General features: G+C 60.7%; 26 protein-coding genes. 4 read left to right on the forward strand and 22 right to left on the reverse strand.

The annotated features are described in order from the left end of the window. Position 1 precedes the first annotated feature (1 nt). Genes HF679_RS19965 through HF679_RS20040 form a run of 16 tightly spaced genes read right to left on the reverse strand, consistent with a single transcriptional unit; the run spans position 2 to position 13500 of the window. The gene (locus HF679_RS19965; RefSeq protein ID WP_123757253.1) at positions 2 to 1231 is read right to left on the reverse strand and encodes a beta-ketoacyl-ACP synthase; all 1230 of its coding nucleotides are present in this window, start codon (positions 1229 to 1231) and stop codon (positions 2 to 4) included. After that, a complete protein-coding gene (locus HF679_RS19970) occupies positions 1228 to 1959 on the reverse strand; it encodes a 3-ketoacyl-ACP reductase FabG2 (protein ID WP_187042331.1) in 732 nt (243 codons plus the stop codon). The genes HF679_RS19965 and HF679_RS19970 overlap by 4 nt, the downstream gene beginning before the upstream one ends. Continuing rightward, entirely contained in the window at positions 1956 to 2432 is a 477-nt protein-coding gene (locus HF679_RS19975; RefSeq protein ID WP_123757255.1) for a 3-hydroxy-fatty acyl-ACP dehydratase, read from the reverse strand. Before HF679_RS19975 ends, HF679_RS19970 begins: the two co-directional genes overlap by 4 nt. Beyond that, positions 2429 to 3598 carry a beta-ketoacyl-[acyl-carrier-protein] synthase family protein gene (locus tag HF679_RS19980; RefSeq protein WP_154144969.1) on the reverse strand — a complete coding sequence of 390 codons (1170 nt, stop codon included), beginning with the start codon at positions 3596 to 3598 and terminating at the stop codon, positions 2429 to 2431. The genes HF679_RS19975 and HF679_RS19980 overlap by 4 nt, the downstream gene beginning before the upstream one ends. Before the next feature lies 1 nt (position 3599). Further along, on the reverse strand, positions 3600 to 4184 hold the full coding sequence (locus HF679_RS19985) for a DUF3261 domain-containing protein (RefSeq protein WP_123757257.1): 585 nt from the start codon (positions 4182 to 4184) through the stop codon (positions 3600 to 3602). After that, the gene (locus HF679_RS19990) at positions 4181 to 6505 is read right to left on the reverse strand and encodes an MMPL family transporter (RefSeq protein ID WP_187042332.1); all 2325 of its coding nucleotides are present in this window, start codon (positions 6503 to 6505) and stop codon (positions 4181 to 4183) included. Before HF679_RS19990 ends, HF679_RS19985 begins: the two co-directional genes overlap by 4 nt. Next, positions 6474 to 7079 (reverse strand): LolA family protein, encoded by a 606-nt coding sequence (locus tag HF679_RS19995; protein ID WP_123757259.1) that lies wholly within the window; start codon positions 7077 to 7079, stop codon positions 6474 to 6476. The genes HF679_RS19990 and HF679_RS19995 overlap by 32 nt, the downstream gene beginning before the upstream one ends. Beyond that, entirely contained in the window at positions 7076 to 7498 is a 423-nt protein-coding gene (locus tag HF679_RS20000; RefSeq protein ID WP_123757260.1) for an acyl-CoA thioesterase, read from the reverse strand. The genes HF679_RS19995 and HF679_RS20000 overlap by 4 nt, the downstream gene beginning before the upstream one ends. A gap of 3 nt (positions 7499 to 7501) precedes the next feature. After that, the gene (locus HF679_RS20005; RefSeq protein ID WP_123757261.1) at positions 7502 to 9193 is read right to left on the reverse strand and encodes a glycosyltransferase family 2 protein; all 1692 of its coding nucleotides are present in this window, start codon (positions 9191 to 9193) and stop codon (positions 7502 to 7504) included. Next, positions 9184 to 9537 (reverse strand): hydroxymyristoyl-ACP dehydratase, encoded by a 354-nt coding sequence (locus tag HF679_RS20010; RefSeq protein WP_123757262.1) that lies wholly within the window; start codon positions 9535 to 9537, stop codon positions 9184 to 9186. Before HF679_RS20010 ends, HF679_RS20005 begins: the two co-directional genes overlap by 10 nt. Continuing rightward, positions 9524 to 10882: an AMP-binding protein gene (locus tag HF679_RS20015; protein ID WP_187042333.1), complete on the reverse strand. Its 1359-nt coding sequence runs from the start codon at positions 10880 to 10882 to the stop codon at positions 9524 to 9526. Before HF679_RS20015 ends, HF679_RS20010 begins: the two co-directional genes overlap by 14 nt. Then, on the reverse strand, positions 10879 to 11460 hold the full coding sequence (locus HF679_RS20020; RefSeq protein WP_123757264.1) for a hypothetical protein: 582 nt from the start codon (positions 11458 to 11460) through the stop codon (positions 10879 to 10881). The genes HF679_RS20015 and HF679_RS20020 overlap by 4 nt, the downstream gene beginning before the upstream one ends. Positions 11461 to 11465: 5 nt before the next feature. Further along, complete coding sequence (locus tag HF679_RS20025) at positions 11466 to 11717, reverse strand: acyl carrier protein (protein WP_123757265.1); 252 nt, start codon at positions 11715 to 11717, stop codon at positions 11466 to 11468. Between the two features lie 10 nt (positions 11718 to 11727). After that, complete coding sequence (locus tag HF679_RS20030; protein WP_123757266.1) at positions 11728 to 11985, reverse strand: phosphopantetheine-binding protein; 258 nt, start codon at positions 11983 to 11985, stop codon at positions 11728 to 11730. Continuing rightward, entirely contained in the window at positions 11966 to 12781 is an 816-nt protein-coding gene (locus tag HF679_RS20035) for a lysophospholipid acyltransferase family protein (RefSeq protein ID WP_123757267.1), read from the reverse strand. The genes HF679_RS20030 and HF679_RS20035 overlap by 20 nt, the downstream gene beginning before the upstream one ends. Beyond that, positions 12778 to 13500 (reverse strand): beta-ketoacyl synthase chain length factor, encoded by a 723-nt coding sequence (locus HF679_RS20040; protein WP_123757268.1) that lies wholly within the window; start codon positions 13498 to 13500, stop codon positions 12778 to 12780. The genes HF679_RS20035 and HF679_RS20040 overlap by 4 nt, the downstream gene beginning before the upstream one ends. A gap of 837 nt (positions 13501 to 14337) precedes the next feature. Between HF679_RS20040 and HF679_RS20045 the strand changes: the two genes are divergently transcribed. Next, positions 14338 to 15558, forward strand: coding sequence for an MFS transporter (locus tag HF679_RS20045; RefSeq protein ID WP_123757269.1), 1221 nt, complete (start codon positions 14338 to 14340; stop codon positions 15556 to 15558). On the opposite strand, the gene HF679_RS20050 is transcribed toward HF679_RS20045, so the two are convergent. Both HF679_RS20050 and HF679_RS20055 read right to left on the reverse strand, forming a co-directional pair. Continuing rightward, positions 15559 to 16116, reverse strand: a complete 558-nt coding sequence (locus HF679_RS20050; protein ID WP_123757270.1) for a DcrB family lipoprotein — start codon at positions 16114 to 16116, stop codon at positions 15559 to 15561. A gap of 73 nt (positions 16117 to 16189) precedes the next feature. Then, entirely contained in the window at positions 16190 to 16855 is a 666-nt protein-coding gene (locus HF679_RS20055; protein WP_123757271.1) for a 7-cyano-7-deazaguanine/7-aminomethyl-7-deazaguanine transporter, read from the reverse strand. A gap of 166 nt (positions 16856 to 17021) precedes the next feature. On the opposite strand from HF679_RS20055, the gene tusA reads away from it, so the two are divergent. Further along, positions 17022 to 17267 carry a sulfurtransferase TusA gene (gene tusA / locus HF679_RS20060; RefSeq protein WP_123757386.1) on the forward strand — a complete coding sequence of 82 codons (246 nt, stop codon included), beginning with the start codon at positions 17022 to 17024 and terminating at the stop codon, positions 17265 to 17267. 226 nt (positions 17268 to 17493) lie between these two features. On the opposite strand, the gene zntA is transcribed toward tusA, so the two are convergent. Next, positions 17494 to 19692, reverse strand: a complete 2199-nt coding sequence (zntA, locus tag HF679_RS20065; protein WP_123757272.1) for a Zn(II)/Cd(II)/Pb(II) translocating P-type ATPase ZntA — start codon at positions 19690 to 19692, stop codon at positions 17494 to 17496. A 78-nt stretch (positions 19693 to 19770) separates the two neighbouring features. After that, positions 19771 to 20397: a lysoplasmalogenase gene (locus HF679_RS20070; protein WP_123757273.1), complete on the reverse strand. Its 627-nt coding sequence runs from the start codon at positions 20395 to 20397 to the stop codon at positions 19771 to 19773. 141 nt (positions 20398 to 20538) lie between these two features. On the opposite strand from HF679_RS20070, the gene HF679_RS20075 reads away from it, so the two are divergent. Then, positions 20539 to 20898, forward strand: a complete 360-nt coding sequence (locus HF679_RS20075) for a DUF2500 domain-containing protein (RefSeq protein WP_123757274.1) — start codon at positions 20539 to 20541, stop codon at positions 20896 to 20898. Positions 20899 to 20907: 9 nt separating this feature from the next. On the opposite strand, the gene HF679_RS20080 is transcribed toward HF679_RS20075, so the two are convergent. Both HF679_RS20080 and rsmD read right to left on the reverse strand, forming a co-directional pair. Beyond that, on the reverse strand, positions 20908 to 21186 hold the full coding sequence (locus HF679_RS20080) for a DUF1145 family protein (protein ID WP_123757275.1): 279 nt from the start codon (positions 21184 to 21186) through the stop codon (positions 20908 to 20910). Then, positions 21176 to 21772, reverse strand: coding sequence for a 16S rRNA (guanine(966)-N(2))-methyltransferase (rsmD, locus tag HF679_RS20085; protein WP_123757276.1), 597 nt, complete (start codon positions 21770 to 21772; stop codon positions 21176 to 21178). Before rsmD ends, HF679_RS20080 begins: the two co-directional genes overlap by 11 nt. Positions 21773 to 21963: 191 nt before the next feature. On the opposite strand from rsmD, the gene ftsY reads away from it, so the two are divergent. After that, the gene (gene ftsY / locus HF679_RS20090) at positions 21964 to 23595 is read left to right on the forward strand and encodes a signal recognition particle-docking protein FtsY (RefSeq protein ID WP_123757277.1); all 1632 of its coding nucleotides are present in this window, start codon (positions 21964 to 21966) and stop codon (positions 23593 to 23595) included. Position 23596 lies beyond the last annotated feature (1 nt).

Here is a 23596-nt window from a genome sequence, read left to right on the forward strand (position 1 = left end):
ATCAGGGCCAGCGCTTAATGATGATGGAGGTATTGATCCCGCCAAAGGCGAAGTTATTGCTCTGCAGGAACTCGCAGTCCAGCGGGCGGGCTTCTCCCATAATGTAATCCAGCTCGCCGCACTGCGGGTCCGGCTGGCGCAGGTTGAGCGTCGGGGCAAACCAGCCTTCGCGCATCATCTGCAGGCTCATCCACGCCTCCAGCGCCCCGCAGGCCCCGAGGGTGTGGCCAAAATAGCTTTTCAGCGACGAGATCGGCACGTTGTTGCCAAACACTGCGGCGCTGGCCTGGCTTTCGGCGATATCGCCGCGGTCGGTTGCCGTGCCGTGTGCGGAGACGTAGCCGATGTCCCGGGCGTCTAAGCCCGCCATTCTGAGCGACTGCTCCATGCAGATTTGCATGGTTTCCTGCTGTGGCTGGGTAATATGCGCGGCATCGCAGTTGGTGGCGAAGCCGACGATCTCGCCGTAAATGGTCGCTCCCCGGGCTTTGGCGTGCTCCAGCTCTTCGAGAATCAGGGTACCGGCGCCTTCGCCAATCACCAGCCCGTCGCGCTGCTCGTCGAACGGCGACGGCGTGGTGGCCGGGGCGTCGTTGCGTTGGCTGGTGGCGAACAGGGTATCGAAGATCGCGGCTTCAGACGGGCACAGCTCTTCCGCGCCGCCGGCGACCATCACCGTCTGATAGCCGTGGCGAATGGCTTCCCAGGCGTAGCCAATCGCCTGGCTGCCAGAGGTGCAGGCGCTGGAGGTCGGGATCACTCGCCCGCGCAGGCCGAAGAACAGGCCGGTGTTGACCGCGGTGGTGTGCGGCATCATCTGCACGTAGGTGGTGCCGGTGATGTTATTGGTGTGCTTTTCCGTCAGCATGGTGGCGAACTCGCTGACCGGACCGGTGCTGCCGGTGGAGGAGCCGTAGGCAATGCCGGTTTCGCCGTTGGTCAGCACCGCATCGCCAATCAGTCCGGCCTGCTCCAGCGCCAGTTCGCTGGCGCGGGTGGACATCAACGACACCCGGCCCATGGCGCGTATCCGCTTGCGAGTATAGTGTTCCGGCAGGCTGAAATCATCGATTGGCGCCCCGAGCAAGGTATGCAGGCCGTCATAGATTTTCCACTCCGGCATGGCGCGCACGGCGTTCTTGTAAGCGCGCAGCCGGGCAGACACCGCCTGCCAGCTTTCACCAAAGGCGGTTACGCCTCCCATACCGGTAATCACGACGCGGCGAGTCATAGCATGCCTCCGTTGATGGAAATCATCTGGCGCGTGACGTAGCCCGCGATATCCGACATTAAATAGCTGGCGAGTCCGGCCACTTCTGCGGCCTGGCCCATGCGTTTCATGGGGATGATCGACATCGCCTCTTTGAGGGCGGCCTCTTCCATGGCGATCATGCCGGTGTCAATCAGGCCGGGGGCAATGCAGTTGACGGTAATTTTGCGTTTTGCCAGCTCAATGGCCAGCGCTTTGGTAGCGCCGATAATACCCGCTTTGGCGGCGCTGTAGTTCACCTGCCCGCGATTGCCCATCACCCCGGATACCGACGACAGCGTAATAATCCGGCCACCCTGGCGGGCGCCAATCATCGGCATAATGCAGGGCTGAATGACGTTATAAAAGCTGTCGAGATTGGTGTGGATCACCGCATCCCAGTCGTTGTCGCTCAGCGCCGGGAAGGCGCCGTCGCGGGTGATACCGGCGTTGCTCACCACGCCATACCACGGGCCGTGGGCGGCGATATCCTGCTCCAGCACCTCGCGGCACTGCTCGCGTTCGGCGACATCAAAGCTCAACAGGCGGCCCGCACCGCCGGCGGCGAGGATTGTCTCCAGCGTCTCCTGCGCCCCTTGGTCATCGCGGTGGTAATGGACGCCGACGACAAAGCCGTCAGCCGCCAGCTGGCAGGCAATGGCCCGGCCGATGCCCTTGCTGGCACCGGTCACTAATACGGAACGGCTCATGGTTTCTCTCCCTGATTAAACAGCGTCGTTAACTCGTCTGGGGTAGGCTGGAAGGTGTTTACACGGCCCGTTGCCAGCGTGGTATCCCCATCAGCGATAGTGCAGTCGAAACTGCCAAAACGGTCATCCTGCATTAACAGCGTGACGGCGATCGTCAACGTGGATCCGGCAGGCAAAATACCGGCGGCGCAGACCAGTTCCCGGGCGCCGAGCACCATCCCAAGGGCGATGCTCTCCTGCTGGTGTTGATGGCGATGCCAGCCTGACCAGACGCCGACGGTCTGTGCCATCAGCTCCAGCGCAAACCAGCCGGGCAGGTTGCCATCGCTATCGACAAACGGCGCCAGCACCCCTGCGGTGTTCACCCCGACGCGGCAGGTGGCGGTCTCTTCGGTGACTTCCACTACCTCTTCGAGCAGCAGCATCGGCGCGTCATGGGGCAGATAGTCGCCGGGGGGCAGATAGTGGCTCATGAACATCTCCCGAGCAGAATGCTGGCGTTATTGCCGCCAAAGGCAAATGAGTTGGAGAGGATCGCCGGGCGCTCGAGTGGCTGCGCGGTGGTGATCAGACCGCAGTCTGCCAGCGCCGGGTCGCGCGGCGACAGCGTGAAGTCCTGGGGCGGTAACGGCAGGTCGCGCTGCAAAATCAGCATCGCGATGGCCGCTTCGGTAATCCCGGCGGCGCCGAGGGTATGCCCGGTCAGGTGTTTGGTGGAGCTGCACGGCACGCGATCCCCGAACAGCGCCTGTACAACCTGCGACTCCACCCGATCGTTCAGCGGAGTCGCGGTGCCGTGCAGGTTGATATAGCCCACGTCATCCGCGCTGATGCCGGCATCGTCGAGAGCCATGGTAATGGCGCGGATCGCCCCTTCGCCCTGAGGATGCGGGGCCGAAATATGGTGAGCGTCGCTTGACTCGCCGACGCCCAGCAGCGCAACAGGCTGCGGCTCGCGGGTGAGCAGCATCAGCGCCGCCCCTTCACCGATGGTGATCCCGTTGCGGTCGCGGGCAAACGGCTGGCACCGCGTGGGAGAGAGCGACTCGAGGCTGTGAAAACCGTTCACCGGCATCCGGCTCAGGGTATCGGCGCCGCCGACGATGGCAACGTCGGCGAGCCCGGCTTCAATCAACCGTCGTCCGCTGATGATGGCCCTGGCGCTGGAGGAGCAGGCGGTGGAGAGGGTAAACGCCGGGCCGTCCAGCGCCAGCCAGTGGCTCAGGAAGCGCGACGGGTCGCCCAGCTCCTGCTGCGGGTATTGCCAGTCGCTGCTGGCGCGGCCGTTGAGGGTGCGGTCAACGTGAATATCCCCCTCGTCGAGCCCGGAGGTGCTGGTACCGAGCACCACCGCCACTCTGTCGTGGCCGAAGCGGGCGATGGCCTCATCAACCTGGGGACGGATCTGCGCCAGCGCCGCCAGCAGCAGCTGGTTGTTGCGCGAGCGGTGGGCGGCAAAGCGCTCCGGGATCGCCGGCAGGGTGGCGTCCACGCCGCCGAATACGGCCTCAGGGACTCCCCGTAGCCAACCGGCGCGCGGTTGCATCCCCGGCGCCACGCCGCGCGTCAGGTTCGCGGCGATCTCGTCCATGTCGTTGCCGAGCGCATTGATCATGCCGACAGCAGAAATATAGATCATCTCAGTCACCCAGATATTGCATGGTGATGTGGTATTTGAAGGCCAGCTGCTCGATGCTGATGGGCATGCGTTTTCCCTGGCGGTTCAGATAGACGATAGCCGTGACCAGCTTGCCCTGCGCGTTACGCAGTTCCCGGCGATCGCCGATGTCGGTCAGGGTCCAGCCGGCCGGAAGCTGCTTCTGCCAGACGGCTATTGGCCAGTGGCTGAGCATCACATCCGCCAGCACCTGGCTGGCGGGCGGCAGCTGCGGCACCACGATCGATTGTTCGGCGCGCAGTCCGCGTTGATCGTAGGTGACGAGAAACAGGCGGATCCCCACCGACGAGAGGCCGGCGAGGGTGATTTTTTGGTCGTCGGCATTGAGCATCACCAGCAGTGACTGGGTCTGGCCGTGAAAACGCCCGGTCAGCAGTTGCTGGGCGCTCAGCGGCGGCGCGATCCCCGGCGGCGGCAAGGTAACGCGGGTCCCCGGCTCCAGCCAGGCCTGGGGACGGCCGTCCTGCGGTTTTGGCGAGTGGCTGCACCCGGCAAGGATAAGGGTGGCAACCAGCGCGGCGGCGCGCCACAGTCTGTGCGTGATCATCGTCTTTTTTTCTCTTTTTTACCGGGCATCGCCATCGGTGACAGCAGGAAGGCGGTGAAAATACCGCTGACCAGCACAATGCCGAAGCTGCTGATGGCCTGGGTGGCGCTGAAGACCAGCATGCCCAGGGTCAGCAGGGTGGTCATCATCGCCAGAATAATCGCCAGCAGCGACGTCAGCGGCGTACCGCGAGGGTTACTGAAAAACAACGTGTAGTTGATGCCAATCCCCAGCACCAGCACCAGCGCCAGCAGGGAGAACAGATTCACGGAGTGGCCGCTCAGGCTGAGCGCCGCCAGCCCGCAGCCGAGCGACAGCACCGACGGCACGAGGCTTTTCAGCCCGCTGCGCCAGCCGAGCCGCAGCATCGCGCCGCAGGCGATCACCGCCAGCGCTACCGCCAGGAGCCCCGTCAGAATATGCCGATAGAGGGCGAACAGGCCGTCAAAGGTGCTTTTTCTGTCGACCCACGCCACGCCGGACTGCTTCTCGCTCAATGCCTGTAATGCCGCGCTTTCTTTCACGCCGTCAACCGGGATCAGGACGCCGCTTTCCCCACTTTTCAGGGTCAGCCACAGCAGGCGCCAGCCTTCACTGGCCGGGCTGGCAAGCCAGTCCTCAACCGTGACCGGCATGGCGTTAAGATCGACATTAACCGCCTGCACGCCGGCCTGCTGCAGCGCCTGGCTGACCGCCGGGACTGCGGCCTTGAGCAGCGTCAGGTCCTGGCGCTGGCGGGCCAGCGAATTGAGCGGCAGCGTGCGATACCCGGCGATCGTCCCCTGTTTTTTGGCCTGTTCAAGCGCCGGGACAAAGGCCTCCAGCCGCTCCAGGGTTTGCTGCGGGGTCGCCCCGTAGACAACGAACCATTTCTGGTCGACGCTCTGGCCGGTTAAGGCCACGATGGCCTTTTCCTGGGCCAGAATCTGCGGCGGCAGCGCCTGCAGCTGCGAAATATCGTCATCGATACGCAGCGTGGCGATACCGGCCAGCGACACCAGCGCCAGCGCCAGCGGTAGGCCGAGGTACAGTTTTTTACTGCGCCGCCATGCCGCCAGCCAGCGCAGCATCGGCACCATGGCCGGAACCGGGCGAACCGGCAATCCGCGAGACAGCAGCGGATGCCAGAAAATCACCGTCAGGCAGGAGGCGCTCAGCCCGACGGCGGCAAATACCGACATCTGGCGAATGCCGGGGAACGGGGCGAGCATCATAATAAGATAGGCCACCACCGCGGTCAGCAGCGCCAGCAGCAGCGCGCTGCGTACTTTGGCCAGGCTTTGCCACGGCGTGCTCTCGTGGCCGTGGACCATCCGTTCCGTCAGATAGTAGAGCGTATAGTCGGCGGAGATGCCGATAATGCTCATGCTCATCACCAGCGTCATCAGATGCAGTTCGCCGAACAGCAGCAGCGTGGCGACGGTACCCGCCAGCCCGCCTATACCCACGGAAATCAGGCACAGCACTAGCGGTCGCAGCGAGCGGAAGGTCACGATGATTAGCAGCATCACGCCGAGTATCGTGGCGATGCCGAGCGTGGAAATGTCCTGCTTCGCCTGCTGGCTGGCGTAGTCGCTGTAAAAGACCGTCCCGCGTGACAGCAGCTGCGCCTGCGGGTAGCGCGCTTTGAAGGTCTGCTCCAGCCCGGAAAGGGTGGTCACCAGACGGTGCGTCTGCTGCATATCGAAAGAGGAACCGGCCAGTTCGCCGTGGATCAGATACCAGTGATTGCCCTGAGCATCCTGAGTGACCAGCCAGCCCTCTTTCAGCTGCAGGCGCTGGCCGCTTTTTGCCATCGCCAGCTGCGAGCCGCGCATCAGCATCAGCGGATCGCTGTGCAGCTCTTTGCCGCTGACGCCGGAGAAGGCGGAATAGAGCTGGGAGAGCACCCACTGCGCCTGCGCGCTGCCGCCGTTTTGCAGACGGGCGCGGGTCTCGGAGTCGATCATCCCGTTGCGGTGCTGCCAGAAGAAGCTGCCCCAGGCCTGCTGGCTGGCGGCATCCATCGGGCCTTTGACCTCCGCCAGCGCGTGGGACTGTTGCAGCAGGCTGAGCCACGCTTGCGCCACCTGCGGGTCGGCCTGCTTGCCGGAGCTAACCAGCCAGACCAGCTGCCGGTCAAGGCGCTGGGTAAAGCCTTCGTTGAGCGCCGGCGGAATGGCGCCGAGGGTCTGTTTCGGCAGCATGGCCAGCACGCTGCTGTTGATGCGCGACTGCGGCAGCAGCGTCAACAACACCCCCAGCATCAGCAGGCAGACGAGTCCCCACAGCAGCGCAATGCTCCGACGGTTACGGTGCGGTAAATCGTTGTCGTTCGTCATCGGTCAGGTGCGCGGGAGTCAGTTGATGTTGCGATAGCGTGATGTCGGTGCGATCGCCCTGTTTATCATTGAGCTGGATGTGGTCGAGATAGGTCTGCCCGGCCAGATCGATGGTGGCGAAGATCTTATCCAGCGGCGTGGTGAGCGGCGTCAGGCTCAGGGTCCAGCGTCCCTGGCCCTTATCGCTAAATTCGACGCGGAAATTCTGCTCCAGCACGCGGCGGTCGGCCTGGAACAGGGCGCGCAGCAGGTGGTTGAACTGGAACATCTGCGGGTTGTTTTCGGCGGTGATGGTTTGCGGCGGCTGGCCGTTGACCACCTGGACCATCCGTTTATCATCCAGCAGTAGCTGCATCGGGAACGGCGTGGTTTGATCCCACAGCAGACCGGTGTCGCGGGCGATCAACATCGTCCCCTGGGATCGCAGCGGTTGCGGCAGATCCTTAATGGTACGGGTTTGATCGAAGTGGGCGCGGATCACCGGCTGTTCGGTAAAGCGCTGCTGAAGATCGTCCAGCGTCAGGGCGCTGACCAGCGGGCTGAGCAGCAGCGCCAGCAGAGGCCACCATCTCATGGCTTCACCCCCATGCGCTCGAACAGAATATCCGGGCTGACAAAGCTCATCTCACGGCTCTGCTCGTGGACCGCCACCTGAATGGTGTAGCCGGTGGTGGTGCGTTTGCCGCTGTCGGCGGCGAAAATCTCATAGCCGATGCGCAGCCGGTTTTCATACTCTTCGAGCCGGGCGCGCACGCGGATACGCTGTTCAAAGGTCAGCACATCGCGGTACTTTACGCGGGTGTCCACCACCGGCCAGACGTAGCCGGACTCCTTCATCTGCCGGTAGCCATAGTTAAACTGGTTGAGCAGCGCCTCGCGGGCAATCTCGAAGTAGCGAAAGTAGTTACCGTGCCACACCACGCCCATCATATCGACGTCGTGAAACGGGATGGTCAGCTCTACCTCGGTAGTAAAACGGGGATCGTTAAGCACCCTTTACTCCTTCTCTTTGGCATCCGGCAACTGCCAGAAATCGAAAAAATTGAACCAGTCCAATGGTGACTGGAGCGCATAGTGTTCCAGGCGCTGCGCGTAGCGATCGACCGCCTCCTGCAGGGCCGCCTGGCGTTCAGCCCGCGGCAGCGCCAGCGGATCGGCAAAAGGTTCGCAGTGAATATGCAGCTTGCCCTGCTGGCGCAGCGCAAAAATAAGCTGTACCGGGCAACGCAGAATGGCGGCCAGAATAAACGGCCCCTGCGGGAAGGGGGCCGGCTGGCCCATAAATTCGCTCCAGCAGACGCGCCATTCGCCGCCGCGCTGGGGGGTTACGGCTATGCGGTCGCCGACGATAGCCACCCACTCGTTACGCTCCAGCTTCTCTTTCAGCAACATGGCGGTTTCCGGGCCGATATCGTTGACCGGTATCAGGTTCACCCCGGCCTGCGGCGCCATCTCTTCCATGATCTGCTTAAAGCGGCGGGCGTTCTCGCTAAACACCAGCGCGTTAATGACCTGACCGCCCTGCAGTTGCGCCAGTGCCCGACAGGCTTCGACATCGCCGAGGTGCGAGGCCAGCAGCAGTTTGCCGGTAGGGGCGCCGCTATTGAGTGCGGCTTCGGCTCCGGGAGCGAACACAACATCGCGATCGAAACGTAGCTCCCCGCGCCAGCTGGCGATTTTATCGAGCATCGCGTCGCCAAAACGCAGGAAATGGCGATAGCTGGTGAGATGCGCCGGCAGCGGCAGCCGACGGGCGGTCAGCTGCGCGCGGACCCGGGCCAGCCAGTCCTGCGAGGCGCGACGGGCGCGATGTGCGGTCAGCCAGTACACGCCGACCACCGGATAGAGCAGCCATGAGAATACGTTGCGGCCCAGAAGACGCCACACCAGCAGCATCAGACGCATTCCCCATAATCCCCTGACCTCATCCTGGCGCGCCCAGTGGGTCGCCCGGCGGCGCAGCAACAGGGAAGGGATACGCGGCAGCATGCCGAGGAACAGGCGGGTGTGCATCCACGAGATGCGGCAGTTGTCCTTCAGGGCATCGAAATGAGACAGCCCGTCGGCGGGATAGGTGACCCGGGTCGGGACAAAATAGCTGTCATGGCCCTGCCAGTAGAGGCGCACCATGACTTCGGTATCGAAATCCATCCGCTTGCCCAGCGCCACGCGCTGCGCCAGCTGCAACGTCGGGCCAATCGGGTAGACGCGAAAGCCGCACATGCTGTCTTTTAGCTGCAGCGAGAGGGTTTCAATCCACACCCAGATATGGGTTATCCAGCGGCCATACAGCCGCGAGCGGGGAATGGAGTCGTCGTAAATGGGCTGGCCGGAGATCAGCGCGGTAGGGTGCGCCTGCGCCTGCGTCAGCAGCCGGGGAATATCTTCAATGGCGTGCTGGCCATCGGCATCCACCTGCACGGCATGGCTGAACCCGGCGTCGGCGGCGGCCTGCAGACCGCGGATCACCGCACTGCCTTTGCCGGCGTTCTCCGCCAGGCGGATCAGCGTCAGGTTCGGTTCCTGCAGGGCCAGCTGCGCCAGGACCTCGCGGGTTGCCGCGTCGCTGCCGTCATCGACGACGATGCAGGGCAGCGCGAAAGGCTGCAGGCGGGCAATCACCTGCGCCATCATGGCACCGTGGTTGTAGCAGGGGATCACCACGCAGGGCTTGAAGACTAGCGACATAGGCGGATCTTCCCGCTGCTGGCGGTATGACGCGCCTCGCCATCGTGGCGTTGATAGCTGAAGGCCAGTATCTGGCGTTCGGGCTGCCAGCTGAGGCTGAGGGTGACGGTGCTCTCCGGCAGCAGCGGCGCCTGAAATTTAACGTTTTGAATGCTCTGGAACCGCCAGCCTGGCGCCAGCAACGTGGTGGCATAATGCATCACCCAGTCCAGTTGGGCGACGCCGGGCAGCAGCGGCTGGACGGCAAAATGACCGCGGAACCACTGCAGGTCCGGGTCGAGATGCAGGACAATCTCCACCTGCTGGGGTTGTGCCTGATGGCGTTCAATTTCACGGGGTTTCAAGAAACAACTCCTGTAATTGCGCATAGACACGCTTGTTCATGCTGTTGGCCGGAATATCGTCGGTAACGCGCCAGTAGCGGGGGATGGCAACCGGCTCCAGCGTCGGGCGCAGCGCCCGTCGCCACGTTTGTTCAAGGGCTTTGCTGGCGTGTTGCCACGTCTGGCGGGTGTGTTCATCCAGCACCAGCAGGACGCCGATATTCTGGCGACCGCCGCGGGTCACGAGCAGCGCGACCGCGTCGCGAATGCCTTCCAGCTCCAGCAAGCGCTGTTCAATGTCGCTGAGCGAAATGCGCTTTTCTTCTATCTTCACGACCCGTCCACGGCGGCCTGCCAGCTGGAAATGGCCGTTGGCGGTGAACTGCAGGCTGTCATCGAGTAACAGGCCGTCTTCTTCGGCTATCAGCGGCGAAAACACGCGGAATGCCTGGTTATGTGGCATAAATCTGACGCCGGGCAGCGGCTGCCAGTCACCGTCTGGCCGATCGCGAAAACGCCAGGCCAGAACGCCGGTTTCGGTGCTGCCGTAAATCTCGTCCGGCCAGCGTTTAAGCCACTCGACCGTGCGGGTAACATCCTGCCACGCCAGCTGGCCCCCGGCGGAGACAATCAGCTCCACCGGCGGTGGCGTCAGCCGGGCATCCAGACGTTTTAACAACGCCGGGCTGCTGATAAACGCATAACGATGCTGCGGGTTGAGGGCGCTAAGCTGTTCGGCGTAGTTCAGCGTCGTGGCGTGCAGCGGCAGGCCAAGCGCCATCGGTAAAAACAGGCGGAAGGTCAGGCCGTACAGGTGCTGGGGCGCTACCGAGGCGACAATGCGGCAGCCGGCCAGCCGTTCGCCAAAGTGCGCGGCCAGCAGGGCGGCTTCGCGGTCGAGGCATACCAGCGGCTTGATCACTCGCTTTGGCTGTCCTGTTGACCCGGAGGTGAACAGCTCCACGCAGGCGTCATCGGCGATATCGCGTAGTGCGCTGGATTGCGTCGTGTCCTGCGGCAAGCTGCTGATGGTCAGCGCCGGGCCGTTCCAGCCGAGGGGTTTATCGCTGAGCAGGCCATCAAACAGCGCCCGCTGTTCATTCAGCAGCGAAACCCGGCTGTGCCCCGGCATCACCGGTGTTTTGCCGGCGTGCAGGGTGGCCAGCAGCGCCACCAGAAACAGGTAGCTGTCGTCGAAACACAGCGCCCAGCGCTGGCCCTGCTGCTGGTCCAGGTGAGTTACCCAACGCGCGACATCGTGGCGCAGGTGGTCGACCGTCCAGCGTTGCTGGCCTTGCCAGGCGATGAGGGTATCGGCGGAGCGCGGGGCGCTCAGCCAGCGGGAGATGGGCAGCGGCGCGTTCATGCGGCGTCTCGCTTAATGACCCGGCGGCGTACCAGCCACTCTCCCGCCATCAGCGTTCCCATCAGCAGGTAGGCGATCATGCCATTCCACGCGGTCCACAGCACCATATCGCCATACAGCGCTGTGAACAGGGCGATACTGCCGTTAGCGATAAAAAACAGGCTCCAGATCTGCGTGACCCGGCGGGTATAGCGGATAGCCGCGGCGGGAAGCTGAGGATCCTGGAAGCGCGCCAGGCGTTCAACGATCGGCATCGCCGACCACAGCGAGCCGCCGAAAATGGTCAGCATCACAGCGTTGACCACCACCGGGTAAAACAGCAGCAGCTGATGCGTTTTCAGCACATAGCTGGCCGTACACAGCGTGATACCGGCCAGCGCCACGACCTGGGTGACGATGCGCAGAGGCCCGGCCTGACGCCGGGTCTGATAGAAGCGTAAAAACAGCAGTAGCGCCATCACCGGAAGCAGCCAGTGCAGACTGTTATGCGCCAGACCCAGCCAGATTAACCCAGGCCAGGCGAGCAGCAGCAGATTCGTCAGCAGCGGTATCCCCCGACGCGAAAAGGCCTCCGACATGCGGATCAGGCTTCTCGGGAGAGACGTTCTAGCGCATCAACAACATCCTGTACGGTGCGCACGGCTTTAAACTCTTCGGCCTTAATTTTCTTGCTGGTTTTCTTTTGCAGGTGGACGATCATGTCGACCGCGTCAATGCTGTCCAGCTCGAGATCTTCGTACAGACGCGCCTGCGGCGTGATGTCTTCGGGATCGATTTCAAACAGTTTGACCAGCAGTGCCGAGACTTCTGCATAAATATCTTGGGATTCAGTCATGGTACGTGCCTCAGGTTCGTTGAGCGTGGATAAAGGCGGCCAGGGTAGCAACGGAGAAAAAGTGCTGGCGCATCTCGTCGCTTTCGGCAGAGAGCACAACGCCATACTGGTTTTTCACCGCCAGCCCCAGCTCCAGGGCATCAATCGAATCCAGACCGAGTCCATCACCAAAGAGTGCTGCATCGGTGTCGATGTCGTCAGGCGACAGTTCGTCCAGATTCAGCGTAGTTATTATGAGTTTTTTAATTTCAAGATAGAGCGCTTGCATCATTAATTCCTGAACCAGGCGTAGTCCCTGATTGTAACTGGAGCAAAAGATGCCGGTTTAGCTGCCTGGCCGCCAGGGACGGTTCATGCAGGTTGGCATCGTAAAACTGGCTTATATCTACCCGCTCGCGTACCTCGATGGTAAACAGCGGTTTGGTTGGCGGCGCATCGTACCATTTGCACTGCTTACCGAGCATGTGCTCGCTGCAGCGGATCGTCACGATCCGCACATCGCTGGCACAGCGCACGGCAATATTGGCCGCGCCGCGTTGTAATGTCATTTTCTCACCGGGGCGGGTACGGGTGCCCTCAGGAAAGATCAGGATGGTATCGCCCTGCTGCAGCCGCTGTTGGCTGGCGGGCAGGAGCGAATCGGCCTGGTCGTTGATCAAATAGTCCGCCGCGCGGATCACGCCGCTTACGAAGGGGTTGTGGAGTAAGGCGCTTTTCACCAGGCAGTCGGTCTCGGGCATGATCGACGCCAGCATCACATAATCGATCAGGCTGGGATGGTTGGCGACCACCAGGCACCCGCGTTCCTGACGCAGAATCGCCTCGCCCTCAATGCGGTAGTCCAGCACGCCGACGGCTCGGACCACCGTTAAAAACAGGCGGAAGCTGGCCCCGATGCTGCGTCGTGCCAGACGGCGGCGGCGGGCTTTATTCCTCACCACCACCAGCAGCAGGTTGAACCAGATAAGGGACAGCACTAATCCACCGAGGCCAAACAGGGCGAAGCAGACGCCGGTCATGGCGCCGCGCCAGACCCGGTTTACGCCCTGCATAATGCCGCTCATGCGCGACTCCAGCGCCACTGCAGGCGTTCGCCCGGCAGGGTAAAGTCGGCGTGGTCTTGCAAATAGTGCTGTAAAAACAGCAGGCTTTGCGGCAGGTCAGGCTCTTCGTCGCGCACGTCGCCTGTCGTGGCGCAGCGCCACGCGTCACCGGCCTCAATCACCAGCGCCAGCGCGTAGGGCCAGGTGGGCATGGTAGGGGCCAGCTGCGGATGGTAAAACTCCGGCAGGTGACCGTCGAAATCCACCATCAGCACCCGCTGATAACCGGCGCTCAGCAGGCACATCACTTCGCATAACCCTTGCTGGAAGGAGTCCCGTCCGGCGGAGAGCGAAGAGGAGGTAATCGGGTGTTGAGCGGTGATGGTCAGATTGCCCACCGCTGAATTGTGTACCGAAAGCGCGAAGTCGGTAGGGGAGATATCCTGCCCCGTCGCCAGAGCGTGGAGGAGGCGATAATTGCGCTCCAGTTCCCCGTGGCGGCTGGTGTACAGCACGGCGTCGATGTGATGACGGCGCAGCATTGCCAGTCCACACTCCACGGCGAGCTTGCTCCCCGAACTGAGTCGTCTGGCGGCCATCATCGGTAATTCACTTAATTTTGCCTGCGGCGCTGCCGGATCGATGGCGTGCGGCTGCCGTGACCATTGCTGCCACTGCGCTGTTTCGCTAAGCCCAGGGGCTCTGCCCTGCCAGTCAACTATGTTTAGTGAGAATTTCATCAACGCGCATCCGCGATAAACCGGTGATTCCAGCTACGTTTTTTGAACGCCGCTTTGTATTTTCTTCTGGCCCGCGAATACAGTATGGCTAACGTCTGAACCAACGGCGTTTTACCAGCCAGGATTTTTAGCGCTCCGCTTTTTCTGCCGACCGGATATCTGCTGCTCAGTGCAGAGTGAGGGCATAGCGGCAGGCATATTCACCGCCTGGCAAATTAGGTGGTGAAGTCAGCGCGTATTTTCATTATTTTCGCATGCCAGTGCAATTTATTATGGCAATTATTCGCAGCTGATAGCGATATTCCGTTATTCCATCAACAGGCCGATGACTACTCTCTGACATTTGCGCCACAAATTGCCGCGGCAGGCAGATGAATACATAGGAGAATGCCGAATTCACTCTCGCCGCCCCTATTTTTCAGTCAGAATGAGTGCTTGAGTACTTACTCATGAAGTATGGCCACAGGTCTTGAATATCCTCAGTCAAAATAAAACCCCAGGCAAATAGCTATCTCGAATTCAACGTTGTTTTCTGTCGGGTCGTGTTGATCATAAAAACGTGCGAACAGGGCGATACTGGCCTCGGATGATGCTGAACGTGCACTATATCCGGGCAACGGCAATTTATCTTGCTCAGAACGCTAACATTATTTTTTCCGGCAAGTTAATAATCCGCAATATTTAACCACAGCGCCTGAGTTATTTAAATATAGACAAACCTATTCTTCCCATACGCCGCCGGTACGCCGCTGAAACGTGATTTTATGCACAGCAGGCTGCTTTTGTGTGGGGGACGTGGTAATAGTGAAACACTGTTGTAAAAATCTGGTGAACCCAATGCCCGAAGCCGTTGACGAACCGGCGCTGAATGGATTGCGCCTCAATCTGCGGATTGTTTCAGTTGTGATGTTTAATTTTGCCAGCTACCTGACGATTGGCCTGCCGTTGGCGGTACTGCCCGGCTATGTGCACGATGTTATGGGGTTCAGCGCCTTCTGGGCGGGGCTGGTGATCAGTTTGCAATACTTTGCCACGCTGCTCAGTCGCCCGCATGCCGGGCGCTACGCTGATCTGCTGGGGCCAAAAAAGATTGTGGTCTTCGGGCTGTGCGGCTGCTTCCTCAGCGGCCTGAGCTATCTGCTGGCGGCGGTTGGCGACGACTGGCCGCTGATCAGCCTGACGCTGCTGTGCCTGGGACGCGTGATTCTCGGCATTGGGCAAAGCTTTGCCGGTACCGGCTCGACCCTGTGGGGCGTGGGCGTCGTCGGCTCGTTGCACATCGGACGGGTGATTTCGTGGAACGGCATCGTGACCTACGGGGCGATGGCGATTGGTGCACCGCTTGGCGTGCTCTGTTATTCCCTCGTGGGGCTGAAAGGGCTGGCGTTGACGATTATGGCCGTGGCGCTGGTGGCGATTCTCTGCGCGCTGCCCAAGGCGGCGGTCAAGGCGACCAGGGGCAAGGCTATGTCGTTTCGCGCGGTGCTGGGCCGGGTCTGGCCCTATGGCATGGCGCTGGCGTTGGCGTCCGCCGGATTTGGGGCCATCGCGACCTTTATCACGCTGTTTTACGATGCCAAAGGCTGGGATGGCGCGGCGTTCGCGCTGACGTTGTTTAGCTGTGCGTTTGTCGGCACCCGTCTGCTGTTCCCCAACGGTATTCAGCGTCTGGGCGGACTGAACGTAGCGATGCTGTGCTTCAGCGTGGAGATCGTCGGGCTGTTGCTGGTGGGGCTGGCAGAAACGTCGTTGATGGCGAAAATCGGTACCTTCCTGGCCGGCGCCGGTTTTTCGCTGGTCTTCCCGGCGCTGGGCGTAGTGGCGGTGAAGGCGGTACCGCAGCAGAATCAGGGCTCGGCGCTGGCGACCTACACGGTATTTATGGATCTTTCGTTAGGGGTAACCGGGCCGCTGGCGGGCTTGCTGATGGCGTGGGTTGGAATATCGGCGATTTATCTGGTGGCTGCAGGGCTGGTGGCGGTGGCGCTGGTGTTAGGCTGGCAGTTAAAAAAACGGCCCCCGGTGGTAGAACCGGAGGCCGCGACGCCGGGCCAGTAGTTACTGGATGGCGAGGGTATTGATGATGCTTTCTGCTTCAGTCTGCGCCTGCTGCTGGTTGTCTGCTGGCAGGGTGATCTGCAGGGTCAGCAGCTTGTCGTCAATCTTGCCGAGCAGTACGGAAGACCACGCGGTCTGACCCTTGGCGGAGATGATGCTGTCCAGCTGTTGCAGGGTGTGGCCTTTGACCTCAACCGATTTATTGGTTACCACCTGCAGCTGCGGATCGCGGCTGCGCTGCTGCTCTTCCAGACGCTGGGCCAGCACGCTTAACTCTTCATTGGTGCTGTCGCCGACAATCACAATCACCGCTTTTTGCCCGGTGACGTCAGAGTAGACGTGCATGTTGTTGGACTGAGTGCCCAGCTTGCCGCTCTGATCGGTCATTCCCGCCGGCAGGGAGAAACTCAGCTTGCCATCCAGCAGGCTCACGGTTTGTCCACTGGCGTTGCTCTGTGCAGCAGCCCCTTCGGTTGGCGTTTTTGAATCGCTGTTATCACAGGCCGCAAGACCTACAACCAGCAGGCCAATACCGACATATTTAACCAAATTGCGCATTGACATCTTCCTTTCGATAAACGGCCATTAACGGCTCATCCGTGTATCTTATCACATCAACCTGTGAGTACTCTTAACCTGGCTGCAATGCCGATAAATCAGATTTATCTGCCAGTCTTTTCATCAGCATATTCAATAGCATGCCATACATCGGCAGGAAGAAGACAATGCTGATCAGCACCTTGAAGCTGTAGTCGACAATCGCAATCTCTCCCCAGTTGGCCGCCATAAACGGATCCGGGCTGCGCCAGAAGGCGATAAAGAAAAAGGCCAGCGTATCGCTGACGTTGCCGAACAGGGTCGAGGCGGTCGGCGCCAGCCACCAGCGGCGGTTTTGACGCAGGCGGTTAAAGACGTGGACATCAAGGATCTGACCCAGCGCGTAGGCCATAAAGCTGGCGGCCGCGATACGGGCGACGAACAGGTTAAAGTGGGTCAGCGCGGCGAAACCCTGCCACTCGCCCATATAGAACAGGGAGGAGACGCCGTAGGAGATCAGCAATGCCGGGATCATCACAGCCAGGATAATGCGTCGCGCCAGCGGAGCGCCGAAAATCCGCACCGTCAGATCGGTGGCAAGGAAAATAAACGGAAAGCTGAACGCGCCCCAGGTGGTATGAAAACCGAAAATGGAGATCGGGAGCTGCACCAGATAGTTGCTGGAGGTGATCACCAGCAAATGGAAAAGCGAAAGCCAGACCAGCGCTTTTGTACGCTGTACGGTAGTAAAGGGACTCATATTGTGACCTTTTTAGTGGTTGGGGTGAGGGAACCCAATAAAAACGGCTGCATGATACTGCGTTGCGTGCGTAATGCAACGGTTGTTTTTCGCGCAAACGTTAACCTGACTTGCGCGGCGCAAAAGTGGGGGTAAACTAGGGCCGTTTTGTTGATGTGAGATGAAAATGACCGAACTTTTCTCCAGTCCTGACCACACGCTGGATGCTCAGGGTCTGCGCTGCCCGGAACCGGTAATGATGGTGCGCAAGGCAGTACGTACGATGCCGGTGGGCGAGACGTTGCTGATTATCGCCGACGATCCGGCGACCACCCGCGATATTCCTGGGTTTTGCCGCTTTATGGAACACGAGCTGCTGGCGCAGGAAACCGAGGCGCTGCCGTACCGTTACCTGATCCGCAAAAGCCACTGATCTGCTTCAGGCTGCCCCGGAGGCGGTGCTGCGCACCTGTCCGGGCTACCAGCCTGTATTTGCCTGTAGCCCGGGCAAGGCGCGTCAAGCGCCGCTCCCGGGACTTTCCGCTAACTTCTGACGTAACAACCGCAGGGCGTTCGCGGTGACCAGCACCGTCGCGCCGGTATCCGCCAGCCTGTAGCCCGGGCAAGGCGCGTCAAGCGCCGCCCCCGGGGCTTGACGCTTACTTCTGACGTAACAGTCGCAGGGCGTTCGCGGTGACCAGCACCGTCGCGCCGGTATCCGCCAGCACCGCCAGCCACAGCCCGGTTAATCCGAGCAGGGTGGTGATGAGGAAAATCCCCTTCAGCCCAAGCGCGATGGCAATGTTTTGTCGGATATTGGCGTGGGTGGCGCGGGCCAGGGCAATCATCTGCGCCAGACCGGTTAACCGGTTATGGGTCAAGGCGGCGTCGGCGGTCTCCAGCGCCACGTCGGTCCCGCTGCCCATAGCGATGCCGATGGTCGCGGCCTTCATTGCCGGGGCGTCGTTAATCCCGTCGCCAACCATCGCCAGCGGCTCCTCGGCGTTGAGCGCCGTCACCGCCGTGACCTTATCGGCTGGCAGCAGCCCGGCGCGGAACGCCAGCCCCAGCTCTCCGGCAATCGCCGCCGCCGCGCGTGGGTTATCCCCGGTGAGGATCACCCCTTTGACGCCCAGACGATGCAGATCGTCGACCGCCTGACGGGCGTCATCCCGTAACGTGTCCTGCAACGCCAGAATCCCCAGCAGCGCCTGCTCGCGCTGTACCAGCACCACCGTCTGCCCGGCGTTCTCCAACTGCTGAATCTGCGCCTCATGCTGCGGCGCGCTGCCGTTACCCGCCGCGCAAATCAAGATTTGCTGGCCGTCGACGTCGGCTTCAATCCCGGAGCCTGCCAGCGCGCGTTGGTTGCGGGCCGAAGGGATCGCCAGCTGGCGCTGCTGCGCTTCCCGCACAATCGCCTGCGCCAGAGGATGGCTGGAGCCTTGCTCTACCGCTGCCGCCAGCGCCAGCAGACTGTTTTCATCCTCTTCGTTCAGCGCGATGATGGCGGTGACGCGCGGCTGGCCAACGGTCAGCGTCCCGGTCTTGTCAAAGGCGACCTGGCGTACCCGCCCCAGTTGTTCCAGTGCCGCACCGCCCTTAATTAACGCCCCGCGCCGGGCCGCGACCGCCAGTCCGGAGGTAATTGCCGCCGGGGTGGAAATCACCAGCGCGCAGGGGCAGCCGATCAGCAGCAGCGTCAGGCCTTTGTAGATCCACGGCAGCCAGGCGGCGCTGAAGAACAGCGGCGGGACAATCGCCACCAGCAGGGCGACGACCATAATGGCTGGCGTATAGACCCGGCTGAAGCGATCGATAAACCGCTCAATCGGCGCCCGACGCTCCTCGGCCTCTTCAATCAGCTTCAGAATACGGTCAATGGCGCTGTCGCCCGGCTCGGACATCACCGTCAGCTGCACTAATCGATCGACGCTGGTGGCGCCTGCCGCTACGCGCTCGCCAGAGCGACGTTCGACCGGAACGGATTCGCCGGTTAAGGCGCTTTCATCGAAGCTGGCGAACGGTGTCAGCAGTTGACCATCGGCGGGTAAACGGCCGCCGGCGGCCACTTCAATCACGTCGCCGGGACGCAGATCGCGCTGGGCGACGGTTTGCCGTTCACCGTTGCGCAAGCGAATGGCGGTATCGGGTTTTAAGGCCATCAGCGCGCTCACGCCCTGGCGGGCGCGGCTGGCAGCCCAGCCTTCAAGGCGTTCGCCAATCAGAAACAGCAGCAGCACCATCGCCGCCTCGGCGGTGGCGCCGATAAACAGTGCCCCGATGGCGGCAACGCTCATCAGTGTTTCAATGGCAAACCAGCTGCCGCTGCGGATCAGGCGCACGGCCTGGCGGGCGACGGGCCACAGGCCCACGAGGGTGGTGGCGATGAACGCCAGCTCGCCAAACGGATGGTTGAACTGTTCCAGACCCCAGCTCAGCGCCATCATCAGCAGCAGCGTTACCAGCGGCAGGTTTTCGCGCAGACGTGAGACTTTCGGCGCCGGGGCGCTTTCATCGCGTAGCGTATAGCCTGCTGCGCGTACCGCACTTTCAATGCGCTCGCGGACGTCGCCATCGGCGTTCACCAGCAGCTTCTCGGTGGCAAACACCACCTGAACCTGGCTGACGCCCTCGACCTGGCGCACAGCAGTTTCTACCTTGCGGGCGCAGGCGGCGCAGTCCATCCCTTCGACTAACCAACGGTAACGAGCTTCGTTTAAAGGCGTGCTTTCAGGCGGCGTGGCGGTGGCACAGGTGGACTCCGTGCAGCAGTTGTCAGCCTGCGCAGTCACCGGCTTTAATTTGAATGACGAGAATTGCGGGACTTTTTTATCCTGAGCTTCTGGAGTCGACATGAGACCCTCCGGGTAATGATAATTTTCTCATTACCCGGAGGATACACTCTGGAGTCGACTCCAGAGTCAAGCGATTAATTACAGGTACAGAGCGCGGACAATCAGGAAGTGACCGGCGAAGTAGCAAGCGGCAGCAATCGCGTTATCGGCGCGGAAGCGACGGCGATAGTGGCTGATCAGCCAGACGATATTGCTGAGCAGCAGGAATGACGCCCCGGCAAAGCCAGAAAGTGCGGTATCCGTCGGGCGGAAGAACCACAGTTCGCCGGCCAGCCAGACCATCACCAGCGTCATACCGATAAAGGTAAACACCGGCATGCGCAGCTCTTCAAGCCGGCTCCAGATCACCGCCAGCAGCAGCGCGCCGATAACCAGCAGGACCAGCGGCAGCGGCCAGAAAAATGACATTGTCATCTGGCTGGCAAACCAGATGGTATAGAGCAGGTGCGACAGGAAAAAGGCGCCGACCGCATACATGATCCGCTGGCGTGGCAGCAGCGTTAACGCATCGCCCAGCAGCGACGCGCACAGTCCGGCGAGCACCAGATAGCTGATGGCATTGAACATCGGTGCCTGCCAGGCGAGCAGCAGCAGCAGGATCAGGGTGACGGGTTTAAAAACCCAGCGTTGCCACGTGGGGCCGCGATAGGATGCATCGACATAAAGCCACGCGGAGAAACAGACAGCAATAAACGACCAAAGCATAGTAAGTCCTTGTATCTGTTATTATTAAGTGATTGGTGTATTGACGGTACTGAATTCTAGTGTAGTGGTTCGGAGCGGCAGATGACAATGTTAATCAAGGCGCGGTATGCTTATTCCTGAGAATTCTTATGGGTTAGATGAATGAGTAAGGTACCGCTGTTTTTTATCGTCGTCGTCGCCATTATTGTGGTGGCCGCCTCGCTGCGTTATGTGCAGCAGCGACGGGAAAATATGAATAATGACGCCGCGCCCGTACTGCAAAAGCGGGTGGTGGTGAGTAACAAGCGAGAAAAGGTGATCAACGATCGCCGTTCGCGCCAGCAGACCGTGGCGCCTGCCGGCAGCGATATTCGCTATGAGGCCAGCTTCCGGCCAGAGACCGGCGGGCTGGAAGTCAATTTTCGGCTTGAGGCCGCTCAATATCATGCGCTGAGCGTCGGCGACCGGGGGATGTTGAGCTATCAGGGCTCAAGGTTTGTCGCGTTTACGCCAGAACCCTGAGCCGGTCTGTCACTTCTTACGCAGCGTGGCCTTGAGCTTTTTCTGCCAGGCCACCAGTTCAAACACGCCAAAGACAAAAATGCGCACCTGCTCAAAGCGCCCCAGCGGCGGGGCGTCTTTCGGCTGCGTGGCTTTCAGCAGCGTCAGCTGCAGGCCGTGCATCAGGATCATAAAGATCAGCGCGACGTTAACGAAAATATTCAGCGGTTTCGGGAAAGGCTGAAACAGGTTTAACAGCAAAAACGCCCACACGCACAGCATCAGCACGCGGCCAAAATTAATCAGCATGATTTTCTCCTTGTGCCTCACGTTGGTAGAGACGGTAGGCGACCTGTCCGGCCACTTTTTCACGATACAGATGCCAGTTGACCGGCACCGGCGGTAAGCCATTTTCGACTTCGCTCTCGACGTAGACGAGCGCTTCATCGGCGAGCCAGCCGTTATTTTCCAGCAGGCGCAGCGTCTCTTCCAGCAGTCCTTTGCGGAACGGCGGGTCGACAAACACGATCTGGTGCGGCGTGCCGGGCTGATTCAGGTAGGTGAGCGTATTCGTATTGACCACCTTGCCGTTCGCCGCTTTCAGCGTTACCAGGTTTTTTTGCAGCTGTTGGGCGACGCCGCGCTCCATTTCCAGCAGCGTGGTACTTCCCGCATAGCGCGAGAGCGCTTCCAGCCCCAGGGCGCCGCTGCCGGCAAAGCAGTCGAGGCAGTGCGCCTGCGCCATGACCGGCGCCAGCCAGTTAAACAGGGTTTCGCGAACCCGGTCGGTGGTCGGGCGCAGACCCGGGCTCTCCGGCACCGGTAATTTTCGGCCTCGCCATTGTCCGCCAATAATGCGGATCTGGCCGCTGCCTGCGTGGTTTGGTTTCTTCATCTCTTTGCTCAGGTCTCCACTTTCAGCCCGCTATTCTAGCGATCGAACGCGGATGACGAAACCTTAATCCGGGGGCGGTGATGCGAGTTAAGTTAAGTGATAGACTATCCGACTAATTTCATCATTTTTCAGCTTCCGCGCGTGATATGCCGAAGCTGTGCCATGAATAAACAGCGGGAGTGTCGTCGCAAATGGCAAAAGAGAAAAAACGTGGCTTCTTTTCCTGGCTGGGCTTTGGACAAAAAGAACAGGCGCAGGAAACCGAAAGCGAACAAAAAGTAGAAGGGCAGGACGAGGTTGTCGGGCAGCATCCGACAGAGACGCTGCCTGAGCAGACGGTTGCGACGCCAGAAGCGGATGCGGTTAACGCACCTGCGGTAGAAAAAGCGGACCCGGAGACCTTTGCAGCTGACGTCGTGGAGGTCACTGAGCAGGTGGTTGAGCGCGAGCTGCCGCCGGTGGTTGAAGAAGTCGCGGTTATTGAAGAACCTGTGATTGAAGCACCTGCGATTGAAGAACCTGTGGTTGAAGAACCAGCAGTCGAGGTTGTTGAAGCTCCGGTGGTTGAAGAGCCAGCAGTCGTGGTTGTCGAAGAACCTGTGGTTGAAGAGCCTGTGGTTGAAGCGCCTCGGGTTGAAGACGTTACTGTTACCGAGCCGCTGGTTGAGGCGAGTCTTGCCCAGCCGGTTGTGGCGGAAGCAGTAGCCGACCTCGCGCCGGAACAGGTGATGGCTGAGCCGGACGTCAGCGTTGCCGACGATGCGGTCATCGAGCCTGAGCCAGCGCTGTCTGATGAAGAACTGGAAGCCCTGGCGCTGGCGTCACAGCCTGTTGATGCCGACCACGAAGAAGAAGAGACCCAGGCGGAAGAACCTGTCCAGCAGGAGCAGGAAAAACCGACCAAAGAGGGCTTCTTCGCCCGACTGAAACGCAGCCTGATTAAAACCAAACAGAACCTCGGTTCCGGATTTATCAGTCTGTTCCGCGGTAAAAAAATCGATGATGATCTGTTTGAAGAGCTGGAAGAGCAGCTGCTGATTGCCGATGTTGGCGTGGAAACGACCCGCAAGATCATTACCAATCTCACCGAAGGCGCCAGCCGCAAGCAACTGCGCGACGCAGAAGCGCTGTATGGCCTGCTGAAAGAAGAGATGGGCGGCATCCTGGCGAAAGTCGATGAGCCGTTGAATGTTGAAGGGAAAACACCGTTTGTTATTCTGATGGTTGGCGTCAACGGCGTTGGCAAAACCACCACCATCGGCAAGCTGGCGCGCCAGTTCGAACAGCAGGGTAAATCGGTCATGCTGGCGGCGGGCGATACCTTCCGTGCCGCGGCGGTCGAGCAACTGCAGGTCTGGGGCCAGCGGAACGACATTCCGGTCATTGCCCAGCATACCGGCGCGGATTCCGCATCGGTTATCTTCGATGCCATTCAGGCGGCGAAGGCGCGCAACGTCGATGTGCTGATCGCCGATACCGCCGGCCGTCTGCAGAACAAATCGCATCTGATGGAAGAGCTGAAGAAAATCGTCCGCGTGATGAAAAAACTGGATGAAGATGCGCCGCATGAGATCATGCTGACCATCGATGCCAGCACCGGGCAAAATGCCATTAGCCAGGCCAAACTGTTCCATGAAGCCGTTGGACTGACCGGTATTACGCTGACTAAACTGGATGGCACCGCGAAGGGGGGCGTTATCTTCTCCGTCGCCGACCAGTTTGGTATTCCGATTCGCTACATTGGCGTCGGTGAACGTATTGAGGATCTGCGTCCGTTTAATGCGGGCGACTTTATTGAGGCACTTTTTGCCCGAGAGGATTAAT

It is taken from the genome of Enterobacter sp. JUb54 (genome assembly GCF_014298075.1).
GTDB lineage: Bacteria > Pseudomonadota > Gammaproteobacteria > Enterobacterales > Enterobacteriaceae > Klebsiella > Klebsiella lignicola.